The following is an 18,580-nucleotide window of genomic DNA, read 5'->3' as shown; positions in this document are numbered from 1 at the left end:
CATATTTATTCTACCTTTTGAGGTTGAGGTTTCTTTGTTCTATTAGCTGGGTCTAACTTTTTCTCAAGTGCTCTCAAGCCTATATCAATTAATATCGCAATGAGTGCGATTGGAATGGCACCTGCTAAGATAAACGTCGTACCATCTGTTGCATTTGTCCCACGAATGACAATATCTCCTAATGTCGGTGCACCGATAAATGAACCAACGGCAACTACACCGATAGCAACAACTAAAGCAATTCTTAATCCGCCAATAATTACTGATAAAGATAACGGTAATTCGATTAACCGTAACACTTGGTTTTGTGTCATGCCCATACCTTTACCTGCATCTTTAATATTCGCATCTACACCTTGAATACCTGTGAATGTATTTTTAATAATAGGTAATAATGCATAAAGAAATACTGTAATGACTACTGTGGTTGGCCCGAGCCCCATCACTAGCATTAATATCGCTAACATCGCAATAACTGGCACAGTTTGAATGATATTTGCAATTGTTATAACAATCCATGATAACTTAGAATATCTAGCAATCAATATGCCAATAGGTATACCAATAATAGCTGCAAATAAAACACCGTAAACCGACATCAATAAATGCTTAATAAATAAATCCCAGAGGTAGCCAAAGTTCATCGTATAATATTCGTAAATCTGTTGAATTAAGTTACCTTTCATTCATGGTGACCACCTTTCTCTTTATTTTCGAAATAGTTATGTGCTTTTAAATAGTTTTGAGCGACTATAGCCGGTTCTTGCCCTTCACCGTCTGCTTTGTAATTCATCTGTTGCATTTCTTTTGTTGAAATTTGCCCCTTCATTTTATTAATCGTATCTTTCAGTTCAGGATGCTTCTTCAGTATTTCATCTGTGGCAACAGGACTTGCCGCATACGGTGGGAAGAAACGTTTATCATCTTTAAGTACTTTGAGATTGTAGGCGTCTACACGTCCGTCTGTTGTATAACCTACCGCAACATCTAAACGGTTAGAATTTAACGCATCATAAACTAAACCAATCTGCATAGGTCTTACCTTCTTAAATTCAATACCATAGTCCTTCGAAAAGTCTTTGTATCCATCTCCGGACCTTTCAAGCCAAGAACTATCAACACCGATTCGAAGTTGTTTACTATGTTTTTTCAAATCTGAAACTGTATTTAAATGATATTTTTTTGCGGTTTCTTTAGTCACCATTAATGCATAAGTATTAGCAAATCCATATGAATCAAAGAACGTTTGATGATATTTCTGTTTAAAGCCACGTTGCGTTGCTTCCATCGCTTTCTTTGGATCTTTGATTGGCTTTTCTTTTAATGCACCTGTTAAGTCTGTCCCATTATAGCGGGATCCTGACATATTCGCATCACCATTTACTAAAGCGTTATGTTGAATCGTACTCGAACCGAGATTATTAATAATTGTTGGTTTTATTTTTCCTTTTGTATCGTGTTCAATGAGTAGTCTCAACATATGAGACATAATTTGTGATTCACTCGTCGCTAATGCTGTGATTTTAATTTCTGAACCGGAACGTTGATTGCCTAGACCGGGCAAACTGCAACCACTTAACACTGTCAGACACAATACAAGCAACGTGATTATATATTTAAACTTCATGAGTGTCCTCCTTTGTTATTTAGTTACCTTTAAGCCTTTAGGTACGGCCCATTTTTCAACAAGTGATAAAATGAAATCCACAATGAGTGCTAATAACGTAACGAGAATCGCTGCACTCACAATCATCATCGGATCATATAAATTTAAACCGTTAAATACAAAGTCTCCTAAACCACCTGCGCCGACATAACTCGCTAGCGTTGCCCAACTAATGACATAAACTGAAGACAATCTAATACCGCCTAAAATAAGTGGTAAGGCTAAAGGTAGTTCCACATCTTTCATTAATTGAAATTGTGTCATGCCCATACTTGCACCAGCCTGTTTAATATTTTTATCAATATTTTGTACGCCGATAACTGTATTATTTAAAATCGGTAACAATACGTATATAAATAAAGCGACAATGGCTGGTAATTTCCCTACACCAAAGATAGGAATCATTACAGCTAGGACAGCTAAAGTAGGAATCGTTTGTAAGACGCCCGCTACTGTTAATACTACATTGGCAACCTTTTTATGTTTCGATAATAATATTCCTAATGGCACAGCTATGATTATCGCTATGAGCAAGGCAATCATTGAAATGTAGAAATGTTCAAATGTCTTAGATGCGAGTTGACCGCCGTATTTATTTAAGAAAGCCATCATGGTCGGACATCCCCTTCATGTACTGGGTCAACAATGCCATCGTCATGAGTTGTATCACTAGGTTCTCCCCAAATACTGTCATAAACGATATCTACTAAATTCGCTCTTGTAATTAAACCTATGAGCGTTTCTTCATCACGATCAACCACAGGCACGTTTCGCACATTTCTTTTTAAAATAGTTCTTACCGAATCTTGTAATTTACTATCTATTCTCACACGATAAATATCTCGTTGCATCGTATCAATAAGTTCTTTTTGAGCACGTAAACCTTGATTGATGTCTTCAATATCCAGATATCCGAGTAACCTCTGATGTTTACCAGTGACAAATAACGTATCTACACGTTTTTCTCTCATCACTGTAACCGCTTCGTCTAATGTACTATCAACGTTCACTGTGACTGGTTTAATCATCGCATCCTCAACAGTACGCATATTAGGTCTATCTTGAATCAAACGATTTTGACCGATAAAGTTGCGTACAAAGTCATTTGCAGGATTACGTAAAATATTATCTGGTGTATCAAATTGTACGACTTGCCCTTCTGACATAATACATATCTTGTCAGCTAACTTAATCGCTTCATCCATATCATGGGTTACAAATATAAATGTTTTACCTAACTTTTGTTGAAGTTCTTTCACTAAATCTTGTAATGTGTCTCGAGTAATTGGATCAAGTGCACCAAATGGCTCATCCATTAAGATGATATCTTGTTCTGCTGCGAGCGCACGTACAACACCTATACGTTGTTGTTGACCTCCTGATAATTGAGAAGGATAACGTTCTAAAAAGGACTCAGGTAAATCTACGAGTTTAATAAGTTCTTTCGCTTTTTGATCTTTCTTTTCTTGAGACCATTTCAATAATTTAGGTACGAGGACAATATTTTCTTTAATCGTCATATGCGGCATAAGCCCGATTTGTTGAATAACATAGCCAATCTTTCTGCGTAATTCGACAGGGTTCATCTTTCGCACATCTTGTCCATTAATCGAAATTTTTCCGTCTGTAGCTTCAATCATTCTATTAATCATTCGTAATGCAGTTGTCTTACCGCTCCCACTGGTACCAATAAAAGCAATGAATTCACCGGATTCAATATCTAAAGAAATATTGTCGACGGCCTTTTTTCCACCGCTATAAATCTTAGTTAAATTTTCAATACTTAACATTGGTCAGTTCCTTTCTTTATGTAGAGTCTCAATATTAAAATAACCGCAAATAAACTTAGGGCTACTTGTGTATGTATTACAAATTCTAAAAAGACTAAAATATGTATAAACAACTGCACAAATAACCCTTACGATTTTCTAATTTCTACATCTATTTCAAGTAATCACTTCACAAATTAATTATAACATAATAGTGAAAATCGTTAATTTTCCTTAAAACTATAAAATCTTAAAATTAAAAAATATTTTAATTGGAGCAAAAAAATCAAGATACCGAAGTGCTTTTATAAGAGCTAATCTTAAAGAACTAACTCACAATATACGACTTCAATATCTTGATTATTGATATCTTTTATATAAAATTATTTATCATTCATACCTTTTCCAGCTAAAATATGATCGACATATTTTTCAACGCGTTGTTGTCGTGTTTGCTCTCTTTTGGCTTGTCCAATATGCAACATATATTGACGTTGTCTTCCAGGTGTTAATTTGTCAAATGCTTCTTTCAATTCAGGTATTTCCTCAAATTTATTTTGCAATTCAACAGGCATTTCGAAATCCTCTGTTTTTTTCATTGGCACTTTCTTACCAGACTTTTCAATTCGAATCGCTTCGTCTATATACCATTTAATTTCCTCTTTACGTTGTTCAATTTCATCTAAGCTTTCAAATCTAAGTTGGCGTGCTGCTTGAACATTCTTTGTTTGTTGAATTAATGTTTTGTAACGATCCTCCATAATTGCACCTTTTTCAAATAACAATGCACAATAATGTTTAAAGTCTTGAACAATCACAACATTTTTATTTTTCAATGTATAACAAGGGTGCATCCATTTATAATCTTCTGTTAATTCTGTTTCTTGTAATAAAGTACGAAGTAATTTAAACGATTCATTCCATTTGTCTTGTCTTTCTATATAAGCATCTACTTTTGGATGGCTTTCTTGTTCTGGCATTAGTGTGTAACCCCTTTTCGAGTAATTTTATACGACTTTCTTTGAGGTTATTATATAAAATTTCTGACAACAAACCAACTTACTTACTATTTAAATTTGTTTAATCATTTCGAACCTTTTTCAAACTAATGATTAATATTAGAGCAATAAATGCAATTAATGCCGAACAATATGTGGTCGCATATACGTTGAGTTTAGAAACAACTAAGCCGCCGATGATGCCCCCAATTGCAATACCGGCATTTAAACTAGACATATTCCAACTCATCACTTGACTAGTATCTCCCTCAACATGTTCAATAATACCGCTTTGTACTGCTGGGTTCGTACTCCATTGCATGATATTCCAAATAAAAATAACAATTAATAACAATACCGTCATAGAGAATGTTGTATTTAAAATAAGCAACATGCACATAAATACTGCAGTGGCAATTGTTAACCAGCGTTTACTCGTTAACCTATCTGATAAAAATCCACCTACTGAAGTACCTATGACACCTGCAATACCATTAATTAAAAGAGTAATTGAAACGAAAGTTAAAGTATGGCCACTTTTTAACATAAGTGGATTAATATAAATGAAAGTTATCGAATTAGCTACTAATAATAAGAATGTGATACCTAAATATTTTATAATTTCTGTAGTGTTTAAGATACGAGAGGGTCTATGTTGTTTGGCACTTTCTGTCGTTTGTTCAACTTGTTGCGCTTGAACTTGAGGGACATAAATAAACATTAATATACCTACGAGCACACTGACAGCAACTATAAATAGAAATGTAAAACGCCAACCAATCCAGTCTCCTATAATGGTTCCAATCGGTACACCTAATACATTTGCACCGCTAAACCCTGAGTAGACAATTCCTATCATTTTCCCGCGGTGTTTTGGTGAGGTTAACAGAGCTGTTAATGCTAGAATTTTCACAACGATTAATGCCGCTGCTGCAGAAGATAAAATTCTTCCTATTACTAATATAGGGAAATTAGGTGCTACTGCAATAATGACATTTCCGGCGATAAACACAAATAACGTCCACAATAAGACAGGTTTTGGCGCAAATCGATTCGTTAATTTCACAAGGATAGGCCCTGCAATCGCAAATGTAATTGCGTACAACGTGACAAGTTGTCCAACGATAGCTTCACTTACATGCAAATCATGACTCATTAAATTCATGATGCCTGCCACCATCATTTCCACCATGCCTACGATAAAGATACTTAATATAAAAGTGATAATACGCATGGGTGACATCAAATTCATCGCCTCCTCTAATATTTTTTCAACTATTCTATTATAAACCATACGTCAATGTAATTAGACATTGTTAGAGGTCTATGAGCTAGATTTCATTAAAAAACACCACTTTGTTAATCTAAGAGAGACGAACACAAAGTGGTGTAAATTAAATTATTTTTCATTAACTAAATCTCTAGCAATGAGTTGATGACGGTTATTAAAGAATTGTCTATAACTGAGGTATGTCGCAATCAGGGCTGACATAATCGTTGCTGTTGTATGAATAAACACAACCATTAATTGGAATTTGACGGCATCTAACGGATCGACTCCGCCTATAATTAAACCGGTCATCATACCTGGGATAGACACAATACCGTACGTTTTCACCGAATCAATCGTTGGTACGATTGCTGTCTTAATAGATTGTCTAATTGTTGCTTTTGAAGATAATTTAGGATTTGCACCTAATGCTAATTTAGACTCAATTTGACTCATTTCTTTAACAAATTCTCTATCAAGATTTTGATAAGCTAGGTTAATCGCAATCAAGCCATTACTACCTAACATACCGGCTACAGGAATAATTTCATTCGGTTTAAAATCAATAGCGCCTGTAAGTACGACACCTATTAAAGGTAAGGCCACACCTATAAAGATAGATACAAAAGAAATCCAGAACACATGATGCATCACTGAAGACGCACGACTGATTGTATTCCAGGAAGCATTAATAATGATGATAAGTACGAATAACACAAGTAACCATTTTTGGTTTACATTAAAAATAAAATGCAGTAAGTAACCTAAGATGACAAGTTGTACGACTGCTCTTAGTGTAGCGATTAATAAATCTTTGATGATATGTAATTTCTCTTTGTAAGATACAATTATAGGAAAGAGTAATAATAAACCGGTTAATACTAATGCTGTATTGCTCATCTTAAACTTTCCTCCTTATCTATTTGACCGTCGACGATTTGTATTCTTCGTTTGAAATGACGTATGCTTTGGTCGTTGCTATGCGTAATCCATAACATCGCTACACCTTCATCAGCCAAATCAAATATAAGACGTTCTATTTTATCTCGATTTGCTGTATCTAATGCACTTGTTGCTTCGTCCAACAACAACACTTTAGGTTTGTACATCAGTTGGCGTGCTATCGTTATACGTTGACGCTCTCCTCCTGATAGATGTTCGACGCGTTTATCAAATTCATAATGCCCTAATCCAACCGCATCTAATAGTGATGAAGCACGAGATTTATCAAACGTTTCACCTCTAATTACTGATGGAAAGGCAAGGTTCTCACCAATTGTTTTATCAAATAAGTCACTTTCTTGTAACAGATAACTAATACTTCGACGTAATTGTTCTGGTTGAATATCCTCATATCGTTTACCTTCAAAAGTGATAGTGCCGTCTGTAGGGCTAATTAAATGATTCATTAGTCTAAAGAGTGTACTCTTACCGCTCCCCGAAGGTCCTACGATGGCAATTGTATCCCCCTCAGATACTTTCAAATCAATACCTTTGATGATGCGTTGATTATCTACCTCGTATGACACGTTGCGCATTTCTAACATCTGATACCCTCCTGAAATTTAACACAGTATATTCACTTATCCATTGTATGTGTAATACCGTCATTATAAAACAACAAATTTTGAAATATATAACTTTTTTATGACATACCATTGATTTGTTCCACTAAAATAATGCAATTAAACACCGTAAAATACTTCATTATAGTTATTTAAATTGTTTTCTTCTATCGAGCGTAGCATATAAATAGATGGAAGATAGTTTCAATTTTTAAATATACTAAAAAAGTATTCTAAATTTTTATTCTATATTAATTAATTCATTGGTAAATAGTACTATTTAATGTAAAATATACAATATATAAGGGGGTATTGGGATGACTTTTTTAACAATTTTACAATTAATTGTAAATGTCATTATTGTAGCATTTTTATTAAGTATCCTTGTCATAGCAGGGATATTACTATTTAAAGATAAGCGTCAGAAACAACATAGTGTACTAAGAAATTATCCGTTACTTGCACGTGTACGTTACTTCGGCGAAAAGATAGGACCTGAATTAAGACAATATTTATTTTTAGCAGATACAGAAGGCAAGCCTTTTTCAAGAAATGATTATAAAAATATTGTGCTAGCAGGGAAATATAATTCAAGAATGGCGAGTTTTGGTACTCAAAATCAGTACGAAGATGGTTTTTACATACAGAACACAATGTTCCCTCATCAAAAGTCAGACTTGAAAATTGATCAATCACCAATGATTTCAACTTTCCTTTATAAGATTGATAACGAACGTTTATTTGATCGTGAAGAACATCGTGAGGAAACAGAAATTGATCCTTACTATTTACACGATGAGCATCAAATAGTGATTGGTTCCGAACTCGCTCACCCATTCCGTGTTAAGCTTCTCGTTGGTCAATCAGGCATGAGTTATGGTGCGTTAGGTAGTAATGCAATCACAGCCCTATCAAAAGGTTTAGTATGGCCAATACTTGGATGAACACTGGTGAAGGTGGCCTTTCTAAACACCATTTATCTGGTGGTGTAGATATTATTTTCCAAATCGGACCTGGATTGTTCGGTGTAAGAGACAAAGACGGTCATTTTGATTTAAATGCATTTTTAGATATAGCGAGAAAAGAAACAGTTAAAGCATTTGAACTGAAACTGGCCCAAGGTGCTAAAACACGAGGCGGCCATATGGAAGGAAATAAAGTAACTAAAGAAATTGCCGAAATTCGTAAAGTAGAACCAGGGAAAACAATTAATTCACCTAACCGTTTCACTGATTTAGATTCACCAGAAGATTTATTAAATTGGGTTTCAATTTTAAAGAAACATGGACAAAAACCAGTTGGCTTTAAAATTGTAGTAAGCAATGTAGCCGAAATTGAATCACTCGTATCTACAATGGTACGAACAAATCAATATCCAGACTTCATTACAGTAGATGGTGGCGAAGGCGGTACGGGTGCAACGTTCCAAGAATTACAAGATGGCGTCGGTTTACCGTTATTTACAGCGTTGCCAATCGTATCACAAATGCTTGAAAAACACGGTATCAGAGATAAGATTAAAATCTTTGCTTCTGGTAAATTAATCACTCCAGATAAAATTGCAATTGCATTGGGCTTAGGTGCAGATTTAGTCAACATTGCACGTGGCATGATGATTAGTGTAGGTTGTATTATGAGTCAACAATGTCACTTAAATACGTGTCCTGTAGGTGTAGCGACTACTAACCCTAAACGTGAAAAAGGATTAATCGTTGATGAGAAAAAATACCGTGTCACAAACTATATTACAAGTTTACACGAAGGTCTTTATAATATTTCAGCAGCTGTAGGCGTTGAATCACCTACCCAAATTAATCAAGATCACATCATCATTAAAAAGAAAAGCGGCGAATTGCAATCTATCCATGATTACAAACTTAAGTTAATAGAACAGAAATAATATATCATTGAGCCATTCGATTTGAATGATAGGCAGTTACTTTCTGCCAAATCATAATCGGTGGCTCATTTTTTATACATTCTATGTATCTTCAAAACCATAAGCCCATTAATCATCTTTTACTGTTATTCGTGCTAGAATTGTAATTAACATGAACGTAGGAGGTTTTATGATGAAAGATACAGTTAAATTATTAAAATCTTTAACTGAAGTGGACGGTATAGCAGGTCATGAAATGGACGTTAAAGCGCGTATGCGTGAATATTTATCTCCTCTCAGTGATGAAATCGTTGAAGATAACTTAGGCGGCATCTTCGGTAAAAAATCTGCAGCACAAGGAAGTAAGAAATTAATGGTGGCAGGTCATTTAGATGAAATTGGTTTTCTCGTTACGAAGATAGATGAGCAAGGCCATTTACGCTTCACACCAATCGGTGGTTGGTGGAATCAAGTAATGTTATCACAAAAAGTTACAGTAACTACGGATGAAGGTAAGAAAATTCGTGGTATTATCGGTTCTAAACCACCACATATTTTATCTCAGGAAGAACGTAAGCAGAACGTTGAAATAAAAAATATGTTCATCGATATCGGTGTAGATGATCAAAAAGAAGCGGAAAAATTAGGCGTTGAAATTGGTAATATGGTCACACCTTACAGTGAATTTGAAACTTTAGCCAATGACAAATATTTAACTTCAAAAGCATTTGATAACCGTTACGGTTGTGCATTAGCTATTGATGTTTTAGATAATCTACAAAATGAAGATATCGATATCAATTTATATTCTGGTGCAGATGTGCAAGAAGAAGTTGGTTTACGTGGATCAAAGGTCGCAGCTAATAAAATCAATCCAGACTTAGCAATTGCAGTAGACGTAGCCGTCGCATATGATACGCCAGGTATGTCAGGTCAAGTAAGCGACACAGCATTGGGCAAAGGCCCTGTTGTTATCGTGATGGATGCTTCAAATGTGGGCCACGTTGGCTTACTCAAACATGTGAAACAACTCGCTAAGCAACACAACATAGATATTCAGTTAGACTCAATGGCAGGTGGCGGTACGGATGCCGGTAGTATCCACCTCGCTAATGAAGGTATCCCAACACTTTCAATAGGCGTAGCATTACGTTACATGCACTCAAATGTTTCAGTATTACACACAGACGATTATAAAAACTCTGTTGCCCTTGTAACTGAAATCGTAAAATCATTAAACGATGAAGTCATAGAAGATTTAACTTGGTAATTTAATCTAAAAAGTATGAAAAACATATTAATCCCCCACTGGAATTCCAGCGGGGGATTTGTATGGTTCACTCATTTATTATTTTGTCGTACGCTTCCAACTATCATCACTTAACATTTCTCCTGGCCAAGTATAAGCCATTACACCACCATCAATCGTGATTGACTCTCCAGTGATAAACGAACTGTCATCTGATGCTAGAAAAGCAACAAGTTTAGCAACCTCTTCAGGTTTACCTAAACGACCTAATGGCGTAACCCATTTTTGATTTTCTCTAAATGCTTTACCTTCTTCCTCTTCTGCAGTGCCTGTTAATTTATCAACGAGTGGTGTTTCAATTGTACCTGGCGCAATCGCATTCGCTCTAATATTCTCTCTTCCATATTCAATCGCTGTTGAACGCGTAAAGTTAACTACGCCTCCTTTAGCGGCATTATATCCTGAACGATTTAAATCTGCAGCATGACCTGAGAATGAGGCAGTATTAATTATTGAGCCACCATTATCCATCATGAGTGGCAATATAAATTTCGTCATTAAAAATGTACCTCTTAAGTCGACACCCATGATTTTATCAAATACTTCTATTGGGTATTCATGGATACGACCCGCAGCATTATCTACACCAGCATTGTTGAATAAAACATCAACACGACCAAACGTTGTTTTGATGTTTTGGGCCAAGTTTTCAACAGCATGTTCATCTGATATATCTACGATATAACTTGTCGCTTCATTGCCCGCTTCTTTAATTTCTTCAACTGTTTCTTTTACATTTTCAGCTACGTCTACTGCAATGACATGGGCGCCTTCATCTGCTATTACTTTAGCCGTTGCAGCGCCAATTCCTGTGCTCGCACCTGTTAACACTGCAATCTTATTATCTAATCTTCCCATAATTATTCCCTTCTTCCTTCCTTTTTTCCATTTCAATATTATTTTTTCCTAAAGCTGTAATAACAAAACATTTCATACATGTCTTTAATACGACAAAAATCATTCTTAAATACTTTGACACTTTATAAATGTAATTAAATATACAATCAAATCAACTAAAATTGTGATATTTCTGAATTTTCGTTCTATTTGTTAATATAATTTGTTATACTTTCGGTAACTTATTGGGGGAGGTAGAAAAATGACTTCAAATGTAAAGGAAAAACCGAACATAATTAATAGGTTTTTAAATGTTGTAGAAAAAGTAGGTAACCGTTTACCTGATCCAAGTATTTTATTCTTTCTCATGTGTGTAGGTTTAGCACTTATCACTTGGATTGTTTCTTTATTTCATGTGTCAGTCAAACATCCAGGGACAGGTAAAACCGTCGAAGTAAAAAGTATAATCAGTAAAGACGGTATTGCGATGATGTTAAACGATGCAATTAAAAATTTCTCTGAGTTTCCAGCATTAGGTCTTGTTCTCGCAGTCATGCTCGGTATAGGTGTCGCTGAACGTACAGGTTATTTCGATAAATTAATGATTCAAGTTGTTAATAAAGCACCTAAAAAAATAATCATCCCTATTATTATTGTAATTGGTATTTTAGGTAATGCTGCTGGTGATGCAGCACCTATCGTATTACCACCATTAACGGCGATGGTGTTTATCAAACTTGGTTATCACCCAATTGCCGGTTTGGCGATGGCATACGCAGCCGCTATTGGCGGATTTTCTGCGAATGTGTTAATTGGAATGTCTGATGCATTACTTTATGCATTTACTAAACCAGCCGCCAAAATTGTTTCTGATAACCCTCATATTAATGTTGCGATGAACTGGTACTTTATAGCTGCAAGTGTCATCGTTTTATTACCAGCTGTATATTGGGTCACAATGCGTTTCGTCATTCCGCGTTTAGGGAGGTATAACGCCTCAGACGCAGATATCAATATCGATGAATCAAAGACGAAATTAACACCTCAAGAGAATCGCGCTGTATTTTGGGCTAACATCAGTTTCTTTTTAGTCATCGCAGTTATCATTTTATTAGCTATACCGGAAAATAGTTTCTTACGTAATGCGAAAACAGGTAGTCTGCTCGAAGATGCACCGATTATTAACGGTGTAGGTATATTAATACTAATTCTGTTCTTAGTACCAGGTCTCGTGTACGGTTTGTTGATGAAGGAATTTAACAATTCTAAAGATCTCGGTAAAATGTTTGCTGATTCAATGGCTTCGATGGGTTCATTCATCGTTATCGTATTCTTTGCAGCACAATTACTCGCCTTTCTGCAATGGAGTAACCTCGGTGTTGTAGTCGCTGTAAATGGAGCCGAATTGTTAAAAGGACAAAACGGTGTGCTGTTAATCATAGGTATCATATTATTGAGTTCTCTCATTAATTTATTAATTGGTAGCGCCTCAGCTAAATGGGGTATTTTAGCCCCTATCTTTATTCCAATGTTAATGTTAGTCGGATTCCATCCAGCTTTAACTCAAATGTTATACCGTATAGGTGATTCAATAAGTAACCCAATTACACCGATGATGCCGTACTTACCGTTGTTGTTATCCTATGCACAAAAATACGATGAAAACATGAAACTCGGTTCACTCTTATCTAGTTTGATGCCTTATACAATCATATTAAGTATCGTATGGCCGTTATTCATGATTGTTTGGTATTTACTCGGATGGCCTTTAGGTCCTGGTGGTCCATTACATGTAAAATAAAATTTACTTAATTGAATTACTAAACTTAATTTTTTGTGTTTATATCCTTTTATATTGCATACAAATCATTTTAAATCATGTAATATATACAATATAAAAGGGTAATAGATTTACGGTATGAACTTTATCCTCATAATTTTCTAGGAGGCAAAAATGGAACGTATAGGTTTAATCGATATTGGTTCGAATACAATTAGGCTTGTTATATTTGAATTTGATACTAAGTCAGGTTTAAATGAAATACTAAATATCAAAACACCAGCGCGACTTAGTCAATATTTAACAGAAGATCTTATGATGAATGAAGAAGGTATTGAAGTACTCACTAAAGCATTACGTAGCTTCAAAAAAGTTGCTAACAAATTTAATGTAAATGCATTACACCCTATTGCTACTGCCGCAATAAGACAATCTACAAACAGTAAAAAAATCATAGAACATATTAAAAAGGAATTAAAAATTGATATTACCATTGTTCCTGAAAAGGACGAAGCATTTTATGGATTTTATGCCATCACACATACAACAGATGTAGAGGATGGTGTATCTGTAGATATCGGTGGGGGCTCTACTGAAGTAACTTTATTCAGAGATAAAAATTTAATCGAAGCACACAGTTTTCCTTTTGGTGTCGTTACTTTAACAAAGAAATTCTTTGAAGGTAAAGATCACAATGATAAATCGGCTATCAAAGCGATGGAGAAATTTATATCAAAACAATTTGATCAACTACCATGGTTGAAAAAACATAATATTTCATTAGTCGGTATCGGTGGATCAGCTCGAAATGTTGCACGTATTCATCAATCTGAACATTCTTACCCAATTGGTGGTGTTCATAACTATACGATGTCAGAAGACGATATTGATGAAGTATATTCAATAATTAGAAAAAGCTCACGTGATGACTTAAAAGACATTGATGGTTTGAGTAGAGATCGTGTAGACATTATCTTACCAGCTGTTGCAGTGTTTAAAGCTTTATTTGATAAAATCAGTGCAACACAGTTCACATTTTCACGTAAGGGATTACGCGAAGGTTATGTGATGAAGTTGTTAAGCGAACACTACCCTAAAGAATTCCAAAAGCAAAATATACGCAAAGATGCTCTATATCATCTAGCGAATGAATATGGGATTGAAGAAGAGAATGCTGAACAACGTGTGAAACTAGCACAATCGTTATTAAATCAATTGATAGACTTAAAGAAGATAGAGGTTTCTAAACAAGAAAAACAACTCTTTATCGACGGTGCTTTCTTATACTATTTAGGTAGCTTTATAGATTCTGATTCAAGTTCACCACATACGTATTATCTTATCGCAAATTCAATGATTGATGGTTTTAGACATGAAGAACGTGTTAAACTTGCATTGTTAGCTAGCTTTAAAAACAAGTCTTTATTAAAATTTTATAGTCATGAGACAAAATGGTTGCACGGCAAGGAACTTGAGAATGTACAATACTTAGGGGGTATCATTAAATTCGTTAATGCAATGAATATCTCTCATACAAACTCAGTTAAAGAGGTTAAACTTGAAAAAGAAGATAAACACTTTACATTATACGTAGAAAGTTCTGGTGAACCTATCGCAGAAGAATATCAAGCACAACGTCAGAAGAAACACATCGAAAAAATACTAAAAGCAGATCTTTCTATAATCTTTACAAAATCTTAATATTTATATGATAAGTTATATTTAGCAAATTATGTAATCAAGACTATAATGAGGTGTAAAAAGCGTTATGCAAAGTAATTTGGGAGAAAACAACTTAAATTTGCCACAGTATTATAACAATAGAGAACTCAGTTGGTTAGACTTTAACTTTCGTGTATTACAAGAAGCTAAAGATCAGAATAACCCTTTACTTGAACAATTAAACTTTGTATCTATTTTCAGCTCGAATTTAGATGAATTTTTCATGGTTCGTGTCGCTGGACTACAAGATCAAGTAAAAATGGGTTACGACAAGCCAGAGAACAAGGCTCAATTAACGCCTGGAGAGCAACTAGATCAAATTAAAATTAAAAATAGCAAATATGTAGATTTACAATACAAACGTTATAACGAATTAGTTGAAGAATTAAAAGATCACAACGTTGAAATCGTAAAACCAGAAGAACTACCGGAATCATTACTACAACAATTGGAAAAAGAATTCAAAACAAATATTTTACCAACTTTAACGCCATTAGGAATTGACGCTTACCATCCATTCCCAAAATTAAATAACAAAAGCTTAAATATCTTCGTAGATATCGATACAGAAGATGCGATTAATTCAGCTATCGTTCAAATACCCTCTTTAATCCCTCGTTTCTCAGCATTTAACGAAGGAGATAAACAATATATTGTAATGATTGAAGATGTCATTACATTCTTTATCAATCATTTATTCACTGGATTTGAAGTGTTAAATACTTTCACTTTCCGTATTACTAGAAACGCCGATTTAACAATACATGAAGATGGCGCAGAAGATCTATTAATCGAAATAGAACGTTTCTTAAAAGAACGTATGAGTGGTTCAGCAGTACGTTTAGAAGTTGATGGTCGACAAGCCACTTATGAAGACGTAGCTTGGATTATCAACCAATTAGATGTACATGATAACGACCTTTATTTCTTAGACGGTCCGTTAGATTTAACAATGTTATCAGATTTAGTTGGTCATTTATCAAACAAATTAAAACATTTAAAATACAACAAGTATGTGCCACAAATTCCTAGTTCATTAGGTAACAATGACGTATTTGATTTATCTTTAAAACGCGATATCTTCTTCCATCATCCATATGAATCATTCGAACCTATCGTTGATTTCATTCGTGAAGCGGCAGATGATCCAAACACAATCGCAATCAAACAAACGCTATACCGTGTAAGTAAAGATTCACCAATTATCAACAGCTTGAAAGAAGCTGCAGAAAAAGGTAAGCAAGTCACAGTACTTGTTGAACTTAAAGCACGTTTTGATGAAGAAAATAACGTACACTGGGCGAGAATGCTTGAAGATGCAGGTTGTCACGTAATCTATGGTATGACGCACTTAAAAACACATAGTAAGATTTCACTTGTTGTAAAACGTGTAAATAATAAGCTAACTTCATTCGTTCACTTAGGTACTGGAAATTACAATGATAAGACAGCAAAACTTTACACGGATATGGGTATCATTACAACAAACGAAGAAATCGCAGAAGATGCAATTAAATTCTTCAATTACTTAAGTGGTTATTCTATGAAACCGGAATACAACAAACTTATCGTAGCACCATTTGATATCCGTGATATCTTCTTAAAACGCATAGATACAGAAATCCAAGCACACAAAGAACACGGTAATGGTAAAATCATCATGAAGATGAATTCATTAACAGATAAGGAAATTATCTTGAAGTTATTTGAAGCATCTTGTGCCGGTGTTAAAGTACAGTTGATTATTCGTGGTATCTGTTGCTTAAAACCAGGTATCCCTGGTGTCAGTGAAAATATCGAAGTAGTAAGTATTGTTGGCCGCTTCCTAGAGCATTCACGTATTTATTACTTCCATAATAATGGAGATGAAAAGATTTATCTTTCATCTGCAGATGCGATGACGCGTAACATGATTAAACGTGTTGAAATCTTATTCCCTGTTGAGGATAGAGAAATTGCTAAACGTCTACTAGACTTTATGAACTTACAACTATCAGATAATCAAAAAGGACGCTATCAAGATAGTGAAGGAAACTATCATTATGTACAAAATGACTTGTCACCATTAGATTCTCAAGCATACTTAATGAAAGAATCTATAGATACAGGTCTTAAATTCAAAAAAGCTGTTTCTCAACCACAAAATGTACCGGTTGCCTCTAGAAATAGTTGGTTCTCAAAAATTCGAAACAGTTTTAGAAAATAATTAACTAAAATAGTTCTTTATTATATAAAAAGCGAGGTAGCAATTGTTAGATTGCTACCTCGCTTTTTTGTATTTGACGGCCTTTTATAAAAGAACTTAATCTTAAAATTGTTTGCTATGGGCAAATATTTGATCTATCTTGTCTTGACTATATTTGTTTGACAATGGCACGATTTCTCTTTTTTCATTAAAGAATTTACCTGATGTTTGTGATAAATCCGTATCAAGAACTAATTTCTTACCAACATCTGGATTTGGTTCTGAAAAGACTTTGAATATTAAAATTAATATTTGACTTAAAATTTTATAGCCAAACTTACCTATTTTGGATTTTGGAAGTAATAAATTCGAGTCGGACACATAGCCCGGATGGAACAGATTTGCTGTCACTGAAGTTCCTTGTAACTTTTGCGACAATGCTAATGTATAAAGGACTTTAGAAGAAAGTGCGTCTTTAATCATATTCTCCGTGACAATAATAATTATAGACAATATACTGAACAACACGTGAAATGGCTATTATTAGTTAAATATTTAAAAAACCTAGATATTACATTAAACCAAATCAGTGAAATTCAAAATTTATCAACCGACGAAAGCAAAATATTTATAAAACAATATCAACAAAAAATTCGTAAAAAAATCAATGAATTAAATGAAATTGATAACATTTTAACTGCAAAACTAGAGTATTTAGAACATGGTGATTTTAACATTACAGATGATATGAATTTATCTAAATAATTGTTTTAAACAAGTCTAACTGTAACTTCATTCACATTCACATGACTCGGTTGCATTAATGCGTAAATCGCAGCTTCTGCAATATCTTTTGGATCTAACTTTTTACGTCCGCCCCAATCGGAACCACCACTAAGCGGTGTATCAACCATACCTGGTGAGATACTAGTAGAACGCACACCTGTCTTAGCGAGCTCTTTCTCAAGACCTTGTGTAATTGAATGTACAGCTGCCTTTGTAGCACTATAAAGCGTACTTGTCTTTGTTACTTCAAATCCAGAAATTGAAGCAATATTAATGATATGTCCACTGGATTGGTTTAGGAATGTCGGTAAGACAGCATTTATACCATATAACGTACCTTTTACGTTAATATCTAACATATCATTCCAATCTTCAACCGCGCCTTCTCTAATAGCAGAGGAAAGCATTTTGCCAGCACTATTAACTAAAATATCAACTTGTCCATAAATTTCTTTGGCTTGGGCTACTAAATGTTCAACCTCCTCTTGTTTAGTCACATCAGCTATAACAGTAGTGACCTCTGCTTGTGATTGTTGTTTAATTTGTTGAGCAACTGAATCTAAACGTGTTTGATTACGCCCTGATAGTACAAGCTTAATCCCATGATTAGCAAATTCTTGTGCTATGCCAGCACCTATACCACTACTTGCACCTGTGATAATTGCAACTTGACCTTGTAATTGTTTCATTTCATTCATCCTTTCATCTCAAAATCTTAATTATAAACTCATTGTAACAATCACTGTAACGGTACTGCAGTCTTTGAGATTTAAACGGACTGTTCTAGTTCAAAATATTAAAACGTAAAATGGGT

Annotated in this window: 16 protein-coding genes and 1 pseudogene; 6 read left to right on the top strand and 11 right to left on the bottom strand. The window is 34.5% G+C overall.

Annotated elements, in window-relative coordinates; translation table 11 throughout:
* Positions 1–5 precede the first annotated feature (5 nt).
* From NGI30_RS01145 to NGI30_RS01110, 8 genes are all read right to left on the bottom strand, one after another.
* A complete protein-coding gene (locus NGI30_RS01145) occupies positions 6–686 on the bottom strand; it encodes an ABC transporter permease (protein ID WP_251517509.1) in 681 nt (226 codons plus the stop codon).
* On the bottom strand, positions 683–1,627 hold the full coding sequence (locus NGI30_RS01140; RefSeq protein ID WP_251942473.1) for an osmoprotectant ABC transporter substrate-binding protein: 945 nt from the start codon (positions 1,625–1,627) through the stop codon (positions 683–685). Before NGI30_RS01140 ends, NGI30_RS01145 begins: the two co-directional genes overlap by 4 nt.
* Before the next feature lie 15 nt (positions 1,628–1,642).
* Positions 1,643–2,278 (bottom strand): ABC transporter permease, encoded by a 636-nt coding sequence (locus NGI30_RS01135; protein WP_251517503.1) that lies wholly within the window; start codon positions 2,276–2,278, stop codon positions 1,643–1,645.
* A complete protein-coding gene (locus NGI30_RS01130) occupies positions 2,275–3,456 on the bottom strand; it encodes a betaine/proline/choline family ABC transporter ATP-binding protein (protein ID WP_251517500.1) in 1,182 nt (393 codons plus the stop codon). The genes NGI30_RS01135 and NGI30_RS01130 overlap by 4 nt, the downstream gene beginning before the upstream one ends.
* Positions 3,457–3,818: 362 nt before the next feature.
* Positions 3,819–4,415, bottom strand: a complete 597-nt coding sequence (locus tag NGI30_RS01125; RefSeq protein ID WP_251517498.1) for a YdeI/OmpD-associated family protein — start codon at positions 4,413–4,415, stop codon at positions 3,819–3,821.
* A gap of 100 nt (positions 4,416–4,515) precedes the next feature.
* Positions 4,516–5,676 (bottom strand): MFS transporter, encoded by a 1,161-nt coding sequence (locus NGI30_RS01120; RefSeq protein ID WP_251517495.1) that lies wholly within the window; start codon positions 5,674–5,676, stop codon positions 4,516–4,518.
* Between the two features lie 156 nt (positions 5,677–5,832).
* A complete protein-coding gene (locus tag NGI30_RS01115; protein ID WP_251942471.1) occupies positions 5,833–6,603 on the bottom strand; it encodes an ABC transporter permease in 771 nt (256 codons plus the stop codon).
* Entirely contained in the window at positions 6,600–7,250 is a 651-nt protein-coding gene (locus NGI30_RS01110; protein ID WP_251517488.1) for an ABC transporter ATP-binding protein, read from the bottom strand. The genes NGI30_RS01115 and NGI30_RS01110 overlap by 4 nt, the downstream gene beginning before the upstream one ends.
* Positions 7,251–7,585: 335 nt before the next feature.
* On the opposite strand from NGI30_RS01110, the pseudogene NGI30_RS01105 reads away from it, so the two are divergent.
* Together NGI30_RS01105 and NGI30_RS01100 are read left to right on the top strand one after the other, a co-directional pair.
* A pseudogene (locus tag NGI30_RS01105) lies at positions 7,586–9,168 on the top strand (FMN-binding glutamate synthase family protein).
* A 172-nt stretch (positions 9,169–9,340) separates the two neighbouring features.
* Entirely contained in the window at positions 9,341–10,417 is a 1,077-nt protein-coding gene (locus NGI30_RS01100) for a M42 family metallopeptidase (RefSeq protein ID WP_251942469.1), read from the top strand.
* Between the two features lie 78 nt (positions 10,418–10,495).
* Here the strand turns inward: NGI30_RS01100 and NGI30_RS01095 are convergent, their stop codons facing one another.
* Positions 10,496–11,314: an SDR family oxidoreductase gene (locus NGI30_RS01095; RefSeq protein ID WP_251517479.1), complete on the bottom strand. Its 819-nt coding sequence runs from the start codon at positions 11,312–11,314 to the stop codon at positions 10,496–10,498.
* A 241-nt stretch (positions 11,315–11,555) separates the two neighbouring features.
* On the opposite strand from NGI30_RS01095, the gene NGI30_RS01090 reads away from it, so the two are divergent.
* From NGI30_RS01090 to NGI30_RS01080, 3 genes are all read left to right on the top strand, one after another.
* Positions 11,556–13,094: an AbgT family transporter gene (locus NGI30_RS01090; RefSeq protein ID WP_251517476.1), complete on the top strand. Its 1,539-nt coding sequence runs from the start codon at positions 11,556–11,558 to the stop codon at positions 13,092–13,094.
* 153 nt (positions 13,095–13,247) lie between these two features.
* The gene (gene ppx, locus NGI30_RS01085) at positions 13,248–14,774 is read left to right on the top strand and encodes an exopolyphosphatase (RefSeq protein ID WP_251942467.1); all 1,527 of its coding nucleotides are present in this window, start codon (positions 13,248–13,250) and stop codon (positions 14,772–14,774) included.
* 67 nt (positions 14,775–14,841) lie between these two features.
* Positions 14,842–17,001 (top strand): RNA degradosome polyphosphate kinase, encoded by a 2,160-nt coding sequence (locus NGI30_RS01080; protein ID WP_251517471.1) that lies wholly within the window; start codon positions 14,842–14,844, stop codon positions 16,999–17,001.
* 102 nt (positions 17,002–17,103) lie between these two features.
* Here the strand turns inward: NGI30_RS01080 and NGI30_RS01075 are convergent, their stop codons facing one another.
* The gene (locus tag NGI30_RS01075; protein ID WP_251517468.1) at positions 17,104–17,463 is read right to left on the bottom strand and encodes a Rossmann-fold NAD(P)-binding domain-containing protein; all 360 of its coding nucleotides are present in this window, start codon (positions 17,461–17,463) and stop codon (positions 17,104–17,106) included.
* Between NGI30_RS01075 and NGI30_RS01070 the strand changes: the two genes are divergently transcribed.
* Positions 17,428–17,745: a helix-turn-helix domain-containing protein gene (locus NGI30_RS01070; RefSeq protein WP_353047296.1), complete on the top strand. Its 318-nt coding sequence runs from the start codon at positions 17,428–17,430 to the stop codon at positions 17,743–17,745. The genes NGI30_RS01075 and NGI30_RS01070 overlap by 36 nt on opposite strands.
* 5 nt (positions 17,746–17,750) lie before the next feature.
* On the opposite strand, the gene NGI30_RS01065 is transcribed toward NGI30_RS01070, so the two are convergent.
* Positions 17,751–18,455 carry an SDR family oxidoreductase gene (locus NGI30_RS01065; RefSeq protein WP_251942465.1) on the bottom strand — a complete coding sequence of 235 codons (705 nt, stop codon included), beginning with the start codon at positions 18,453–18,455 and terminating at the stop codon, positions 17,751–17,753.
* Positions 18,456–18,580: the final 125 nt, after the last annotated feature.

Source organism: Staphylococcus sp. Marseille-Q5304 (assembly GCF_943737015.1).
Taxonomy (GTDB): domain Bacteria; phylum Bacillota; class Bacilli; order Staphylococcales; family Staphylococcaceae; genus Staphylococcus; species Staphylococcus hsinchuensis.
This window is presented reverse-complemented; position numbering and strand designations above follow the sequence as displayed.